Source organism: Falsiruegeria mediterranea M17 (genome assembly GCF_900302455.1).
GTDB lineage: Bacteria > Pseudomonadota > Alphaproteobacteria > Rhodobacterales > Rhodobacteraceae > Falsiruegeria > Falsiruegeria mediterranea.
On record NZ_ONZG01000037.1, the window covers coordinates 1 to 2,548 of the forward strand.

The 2,548-nt window shown below is 56.9% G+C and carries 2 protein-coding genes; both read left to right on the plus strand.

What is annotated here, in order from left to right; genetic code table 11:
• Positions 1 to 161: 161 nt before the first annotated feature.
• A complete protein-coding gene (istA, locus tag TRM7615_RS25210) occupies positions 162 to 1,607 on the plus strand; it encodes an IS21 family transposase (RefSeq protein WP_165821551.1) in 1,446 nt (481 codons plus the stop codon).
• Positions 1,604 to 2,359, plus strand: a complete 756-nt coding sequence (gene istB, locus TRM7615_RS25215; protein ID WP_108792733.1) for an IS21-like element helper ATPase IstB — start codon at positions 1,604 to 1,606, stop codon at positions 2,357 to 2,359. Before istA ends, istB begins: the two co-directional genes overlap by 4 nt.
• Positions 2,360 to 2,548 lie beyond the last annotated feature (189 nt).

Genomic DNA, 2,548 nt, shown 5'->3' on the forward strand with positions numbered 1-2,548 from the left:
TGAGAACGCCGGTGGAATACTGCACCACGTAAGCGGCGAGATTGTCTTGCTGCAGATGGGCTGATTGGCCTGTCCTGTTAGGCTCTTCGTTTTGACGGAGGGCGGGATTGAAGCACGTGGATTTGTATGGGCGCGTTCGCCATGCCGTTCTCATTGAAGGCATGAGCCGTCGAGAGGCGGCACGTGTTTTTGGGATCAACCGTCGCACTGTAGAAAAGATGCTGACGTTTTCGGTCCCACCCGGTTATCGGCGCGACAAAGAGATCTGCCGCCCGAAGCTTGATGGTTTTACCGGGATTATCGATCAGATTCTTGAAGCGGACAAACTGGTTCCAAAGAAGCAGCGACACACATCAAAGCGCATCTTTGAACGGCTGCGAGATGAGTATCATTTTACGGGCGGCGTCACGATCGTGAAGGATTACATTTTCGCAACCAAGCGACGGCAGCGGGAGATGTTTGTGCCGCTGGCGCATCCGCCGGGCCATGCTCAGGCTGACTTTGGTGAAGCGCTTGCCGTCATCGGCGGCGTTGAACGCAAAACCCACTTTTTGGTGATGGACCTGCCGCATTCGGATGCGTGTTTTGTGAAGGCGTATCCGGCTGAGACGACCGAGGCGTTCTGCGATGCGCATGTCGCGGCGTTCGCCTTCTTCGGTGGTGTGCCTGTGTCGATCCTGTACGACAATACGCGGATTGCCGTGGCCCGCATTCTAGGGGATGGAACGCGCAAACGAACCCGCGTGTTCTCCGAACTGGTGTCTCATTATCTTTTTGAGGATAGGTTTGGCCGCCCTGGCAAGGGGAACGACAAAGGCAAAGTCGAGGGGATGGTTGGCTACACCCGGCGCAACTTCATGGTCCCCAAACCCCGGTTTGCCAACTTCGATGACCTTAATGCCCATCTGGCTGAACAATGCCGCAAGCGCATGGGAGATAAGCTGAGAGGTCACAAGGGCACGATTGGCGAACGGTTTGTGGCAGATGCGGAACGGCTCCAACCCTTGCCTGTTGTTCCCTATGACGCCTGCGACAAGCAATCAGTTCGGGTAAGCTCACTGTCGCTCGTGCGCTACTGCGGCAACGATTATTCGGTTCCAACTGCCTACGGTCACCAGGAGGTTCTGGTGCGGGGCTATGTGCATGAGGTGGTGATTTCCTGCGGAGCTGACATCATCGCCCGCCATGCCCGGTCCTGGGAGAAGGAAGATTACGTCTTTGATCCACTTCATTATCTGGCGCTGATCGAACAGAAGACCAATGCGCTTGATCAGGCCGCTCCGTTGGCCGATTGGGAATTGCCGAAAGCCTTCATCGCCCTGCGCCGCCTTATGGAAGCCAGGATGGGCAAGAAGGGCAAACGCGAGTTCGTTCAGGTGCTGCGGCTGCTGGAGACATTCCGGGTCGCGGACGTGGAAGCCGGGATACAGAGCGCCCTTGAACGCGGCACAATCGGCTTTGATGCGGTGAAGCATCTTGTCTTGTGCCGGATCGAGCGCAGGCCGCCCCGGCTGGACATGAAGGTCTATCCTTATCTCCCGAAAGCCCATGTCGCTGTCACATCCCCAGGTGATTACATGGCGCTGTTATCAGGGGGGCGGTCATGAGCGGCCCTCCCCAGTTGTTGCTGGCCCATCATTTGAAGGCCCTGAGGCTGCCGACATTCCTGCGCGAGTATGACAAGGTCGCCAGACAGTGCGCTGATGAAGGCATCGATCATTCCCGGTATCTTCTGCGGCTTGCCGAACTGGAACTCATCGATCGGGAACGGCGCATGGTGGAACGGCGGATCAAGGCCGCAAAGTTCCCGGCTGTCAAAAGTCTCGACAGCTTCGACTTCAAGGCCATGCCCTCGTTGAACAAGATGCTGGTGATGGAACTGGCGCGCTGTGATTACATTGACCGCAACGAGAACATCATCGCAGTTGGTAACAGCGGAACCGGAAAAACACATATTGCTCTCGGCCTTGGACTGGCGGCCTGTCAGAAGGGCTTGGCCGTCGGCTTCATCACCGCATCAGCTCTCGTGCATGAACTCCTCGAAGCCCGGGATGAGAAGCGCCTGCTGCGCCTGCAGAAACAACTGGCCAAATATCGGCTGCTGATCATTGACGAGTTGGGATATGTGCCGCTGTCGCCAACCGGCGCGGAACTGCTGTTCGAAGTCTTCTCACAGCGCTACGAGCGCGGGTCCACCATCGTGACATCCAACCTGCCGTTCGATGAATGGACCAGCACTTTCGGATCGGAACGCCTCACTGGCGCGCTTCTCGACCGGTTGACCCACCATGTCCACATCCTGGAAATGAACGGCGAGAGCTACCGCCTCAAACACAGTCGCCGAGTCGTCAAAGCCTGAAGAGCAAACGCTTCTACCCGGTTTGACCACAGCCCCGCACAGCTTCGTCGCTATTTGGCAGCGCTCCGCTATGCGCGACGAAGGACAAACCTAAATACGAAACGGTGGTGTACTTTTGCTCCGGCCAAAACCGAACAAATGGTGCACTATTGTTCCGGCGAATGGTGCAGTTTTAGTCCGGCGTTGACA

Bases quoted from the DNA above. Each gene is read 5' to 3' on its own strand.
- istB (WP_108792733.1), top strand. From the start codon at position 1,604: ATGAGCGGCCCTCCCCAGTTGTTGCTGGCCCATCATTTGAAGGCCCTG.
- istA (WP_165821551.1), top strand. From the start codon at position 162: ATGAGCCGTCGAGAGGCGGCACGTGTTTTTGGGATCAACCGTCGCACT.